6 protein-coding genes are annotated in these 4029 nt (G+C 67.7%); 3 read left to right on the forward strand and 3 right to left on the reverse strand.

Annotated features, from left to right (window positions below):
- The first annotated feature begins 56 nt into the window (after positions 1–56).
- On the forward strand, positions 57–731 hold the full coding sequence (locus ACQKIP_RS41765; RefSeq protein WP_365854284.1) for a M15 family metallopeptidase: 675 nt from the start codon (positions 57–59) through the stop codon (positions 729–731).
- Here the strand turns inward: ACQKIP_RS41765 and ACQKIP_RS41770 are convergent, their stop codons facing one another.
- A complete protein-coding gene (locus ACQKIP_RS41770) occupies positions 732–1331 on the reverse strand; it encodes a hypothetical protein (protein ID WP_365854282.1) in 600 nt (199 codons plus the stop codon).
- Positions 1332–1447: 116 nt separating this feature from the next.
- On the opposite strand from ACQKIP_RS41770, the gene ACQKIP_RS41775 reads away from it, so the two are divergent.
- Complete coding sequence (locus tag ACQKIP_RS41775) at positions 1448–2215, forward strand: hypothetical protein (RefSeq protein WP_427745398.1); 768 nt, start codon at positions 1448–1450, stop codon at positions 2213–2215.
- A gap of 237 nt (positions 2216–2452) precedes the next feature.
- Here the strand turns inward: ACQKIP_RS41775 and ACQKIP_RS41780 are convergent, their stop codons facing one another.
- Entirely contained in the window at positions 2453–3100 is a 648-nt protein-coding gene (locus ACQKIP_RS41780) for a hypothetical protein (protein ID WP_365854278.1), read from the reverse strand.
- A 160-nt stretch (positions 3101–3260) separates the two neighbouring features.
- On the opposite strand from ACQKIP_RS41780, the gene ACQKIP_RS41785 reads away from it, so the two are divergent.
- On the forward strand, positions 3261–3536 hold the full coding sequence (locus ACQKIP_RS41785; protein WP_365854276.1) for a ribosomal protein L7/L12: 276 nt from the start codon (positions 3261–3263) through the stop codon (positions 3534–3536).
- A 50-nt stretch (positions 3537–3586) separates the two neighbouring features.
- Here the strand turns inward: ACQKIP_RS41785 and ACQKIP_RS41790 are convergent.
- Positions 3587–4029, reverse strand: a 443-nt coding sequence (locus ACQKIP_RS41790; protein ID WP_427745397.1) for a GIY-YIG nuclease family protein, incomplete at its 5' end; no start/stop codon positions are given.

The raw sequence follows: 4029 nt of genomic DNA on the forward strand, positions 1-4029 counted from the left end.
CCCCGGAGCTGTGCCCTGCACCGTCGCCCCGCCACCGTCGCCATGAAGGGGCAAACATGTCGTCGATCATCCTCATGAACGATCCCAGAGTCGTCGGCATACCGGTCCACGAATGCGGCGAACCCCTCGTAGACCTGCGCGAACTACCCTTCGTGGACGTCGACGACCGCCTCGCCGACCCCGAGGGGGCCTACGCCCAGCTCCGTGAGGGCGTCGCCTGGCGCCTGGCCAGGGCGGCCCGTCTCCTTCCGGAGGGCCTGCGCCTCCTGGTCACGGAGGGATACCGCCCGCTGGCCCTGCAGATCTCGTACTTCGAGGAGTACGCGGCCGAACTGCGCAAGGCGAACCCCGGCTGGTCGGAGGAGTACCTCTACCAGCAGACGAGCCGCTCCCTCTCCCCGCCCGAGGTGGGCCCCCATGTGGCGGGCGCGGCAGTAGACCTGACCCTGTGCACGGCAGACGGCACGGAACTCGACCTGGGCACCCCGGTGAACGCCAGCCCGGAGGAGAGCGAGGGCGCCTGCTACATGGACAGCGCCCTGATCTCCCCGTCGGCCCGCCACAACCGCCGCACCCTCACCGCGGCCCTGTCCACGGCGGGCCTGGTCAACTACCCCACGGAGTGGTGGCACTGGTCCTTCGGCGACCGCTACTGGGCAATGACGACTGAGGTGGCGGAGGCGCGGTACGGGCCGATGACGCTGGACGCTCAGGAGCAAGGCGATACGTGATTACCGCTGACTCCTTCGAGGATCGACCGACCTGATCCGCTCGCCGAGGGCGGGAAAGCCCACTGCCGCACCGGCCGTCGCGCGAACCGTGGCCAGGCCGACGCTGTCCGTGCCGAGGGCCGCGACCACAGGACAGGGGAGTACGTAGAACTCCCACTGGGAGGTGTCGAGCGGGTCATAGGCAGCGTGTTCACGGGCTGTCTGAACGGCAAATACGTAGACGTCGGCGTTGTACGTCTTCGTCTCCGCGTGACCGCCATCAGGTGACCAGGTACGAGCGCGAAGCCCGCTGAACCGTATCTGGGAGGGTGCGCGCTGCTCCCAGGCCTGCAAATAGGCACCGGCCTTGACCTCAACGCGAAGCCCGTCGTCGGTCTCGACGTCGTGGCTTGCCCATTCCACGCGGGGCCGGCCGGAGTCGAGCGCTTGATGCACCAGGAACTCGGCGAACAACCCACGGGTGTTGTTCATGCGCAGATCCGGCATGGCAAACCGCCAGAAGTCGACGACGGTAGCGTCCGGGACACCACCGATCGACTCGTCGCCGCGGAGCAGGGGGATGGTACGCGGAGTCAGAGGTGGGCGAGCAGGCTTCGACATGGGACGCAGTGTGTCAGTCGAGCGAGGAACGCCGGTGCAAGACGTCGCCTTACCGGGTAACGTAAGGATCTTCGGTCGGTGGAAGCCGTTCGGAGTCCTTGAAGGCCAGGCACCTCTTGCATCTCGCCGACCGTCCCGCCCAGCGCCGCCTCAGCGCGGCCCTGGAGAACCTCGCCGTCACCTTCCGCGGCATGACCGCACGTCCCGATGAGCACAACTGCGAGTGTCACTGGGGCAGTGCGGAGGAGCTTGCGCTTCTGAAGACGCCGGATGTGGAACTGGATCCGGACCTTCTGCGCAGGGCCTGGCAGGCCACCGACTGGACCGATCACGCGGCCGTGTTGCGCCGCATCCTGCCGCAGTTCGCCAAAGTCCTGGTGGCCGGTCGCGCGGAGCCCCTGTTCGGGCTGGAGGAGGCCGGCTCCTCCTTCGCCCGCGGCCGCTGGCAGCAGTGGCCCGATGACCACGCCGACCCGGTACGCGAGTTCCTGCACGCCTGGTGGGTGGAGAGCCTGACCGATCCGGATGCTGTGGTCCCGGCGGACCAGGTCTTCGTGATGTGTGTCGAGGCGTCCGGAACGCTCGGACCTTGGCTTGCCGACTGGGAAGAGCAGACCGGCCATCTCAGCGACCGACGTCTTGCCGAGGCTGCCGCGGAGTGGGAGTACGAGCTCCTGGGAGAGAGCCTGCCGTGGAGCGTCGGCTGGTACGAGCACGATGAGGACAAGCTACGCACCGAACTGGTCAGCTGGCTCCTCGGCCCCGGTGCGAAGCGGCTCCGGGAGTCGGGCGCATCGGAGGACCTGCAGCACCGGATACGGTTGCTCGGACTCCCCGGCGACGACCGCTGGATGGACCCGCACTGGCCTGGTCACCGCTACTGACGGCCGGCGGACACGAAGTCTTCCCGGGCGGTCCCGGATCACGATAGGTCCGGGGCCGCCTGCCGGCGACCGGGCAGGCGCCCGAGTAGCAGCCCATGGATGCCGAGCACTACGACTGCCAGCACAAGGCCGAGCACCAGAAGCATCACATTCAGCGCCATCGCCCCGAAAGCCGTTCGCTGTGCTGGAGGAAATTGCTCCGGGGTTTGCCCCGAAGCAGCCCCGGCGTGAGGCAACTCAGCCCAACGAGACGCGGCGGCGCCAGCGGGCCGAGGCCCTTTTGATCTGCCGGGTCCGCCACCACGCGCCGAACTCCGACCTCCACCAGTGCGTCTTGAGGACCAGGACGTTCTCCGGGTCGCCGCGGCGCTTTCCCAGGGTGTCGAGCGCGCCGAGGTGCAGAACACGCTCGATGTCAGCATCCGCCCCGATGAACACCCAGAAGACGGGATACCGGGCGGCCTGCTTCAACGTGGCGATGATGGCGGCGCCGTCGCTGGGTGCGGAGGTCAGCACGACTACGCCGAGCGTGTGGCCGGACTGATCACCCGTCGCCGCGATGATCGCCTCCAGCGTCGGGGCGAGCGTGAAACTCCCCGGTCCGAAGGCCTTGTGCTTCTTCACCAGACGCCCGGCTGCGTTGCCGCGCCCCTCACCCCGCATGGCGTCGACCGGGTCGTCCCCGGCGAACCACTCGTCGACCCAGTTCGACAGGTCTTCCGGCCCGGGCAGCGGAACCCGAACCGGCTTCCGCTGGAACAACCAGAATCCAACGGGCGGGCCGCCGAAACTCGTGCGGGCCATCTCCACACAGAACCGCGCGCCGTCGATCGCCAGATAGTCCAGATACCCCTTGGGAGCCCCCACCGCTATCGCGACATTCATATGATCCCTCCTGGGCGGCGTACGACACTGCGGGATCATTCCACCTCTGCCTTCGTCTGGTGGTTCGCGCACGGCTCGCCTGGTGTGGGGCGGTCAGAGAGGGATGGAGACCGGCGTTGAGAGACCGTAATCTCCGCTGCAGGGGGACGAGGGGAGAGTCATGGCGGATGAGTACTTCTTGCTCGTGTGCGATGACGTGCCCAATGACGTCGTGCTTGTCGAACCGGGCCCCCGCGTGCTGGACGTCGCCCAGGCCGTGCGTCGCCTCACCGGGCTGAGCCTGTGGCACAGCAAAGTGCGCGTGACCCGGGGTCCCGCGGTGATCCTCGACGGCGTCCCGCAGGAAGTCGCCGAGGCCGCAGCGGCCGAGCTGCGTGCTGCGGGTGCGCAGGCGGAGGTGAGGGAACAGCCCGAGCGGGGTTGCTTCGGGGTCTGAGCGTGGTTTGACCGAGCAGTTGGCGGCACAGGGGAGGTCTCTCGGGCTACCTACTTGCTGACAGGCAACTCGCGTGCTCGGCTTCGCGCTTGTGCGCGGATCTCCGTCAAGCGGGCGTGGAATGCGTTGTGGCTGTTCTGCTGGAGGTTCAGCGGTAGGTCGAGCCGGGAGATGAGCTGTGACTCCAGGGCCCACGGCTCGTCCTGCTCGATCCAGCACACCCGCGCGTTGTCCGCCATCCACTTGCTCAGGTCGGCTTCGCCGTCCTTGCCGAAGGTCATCCGCGTGCCGCTGCCGACACGACGCAGTTCAAGTCCGAGCAGGCAACCGAGGGTGAGACGCAGCGTCGAGCCCGCCGCATTGCCCCGGTAGTGGTACCGCACCCGCTTGCGCAGGTTCTGTTTGCTCGTCTTGGTCGCCATATACCTCGGAGCAATACCGACGTAGAGCAGACGCCCCGCGTCAAGGTCCGGGTGGGGCGCCTGTTCGAAGT

This window comes from Streptomyces sp. NPDC059900, from assembly GCF_050270335.1.
GTDB lineage: Bacteria > Actinomycetota > Actinomycetes > Streptomycetales > Streptomycetaceae > Streptomyces.

Bases quoted from the DNA above. Each gene is read 5' to 3' on its own strand.
- ACQKIP_RS41770 (WP_365854282.1), bottom strand. From the start codon at position 1,331: ATGTCGAAGCCTGCTCGCCCACCTCTGACTCCGCGTACCATCCCCCTG.
- ACQKIP_RS41765 (WP_365854284.1), top strand. From the start codon at position 57: ATGTCGTCGATCATCCTCATGAACGATCCCAGAGTCGTCGGCATACCG.
- ACQKIP_RS41785 (WP_365854276.1), top strand. From the start codon at position 3,261: ATGGCGGATGAGTACTTCTTGCTCGTGTGCGATGACGTGCCCAATGAC.
- ACQKIP_RS41780 (WP_365854278.1), bottom strand. From the start codon at position 3,100: ATGAATGTCGCGATAGCGGTGGGGGCTCCCAAGGGGTATCTGGACTAT.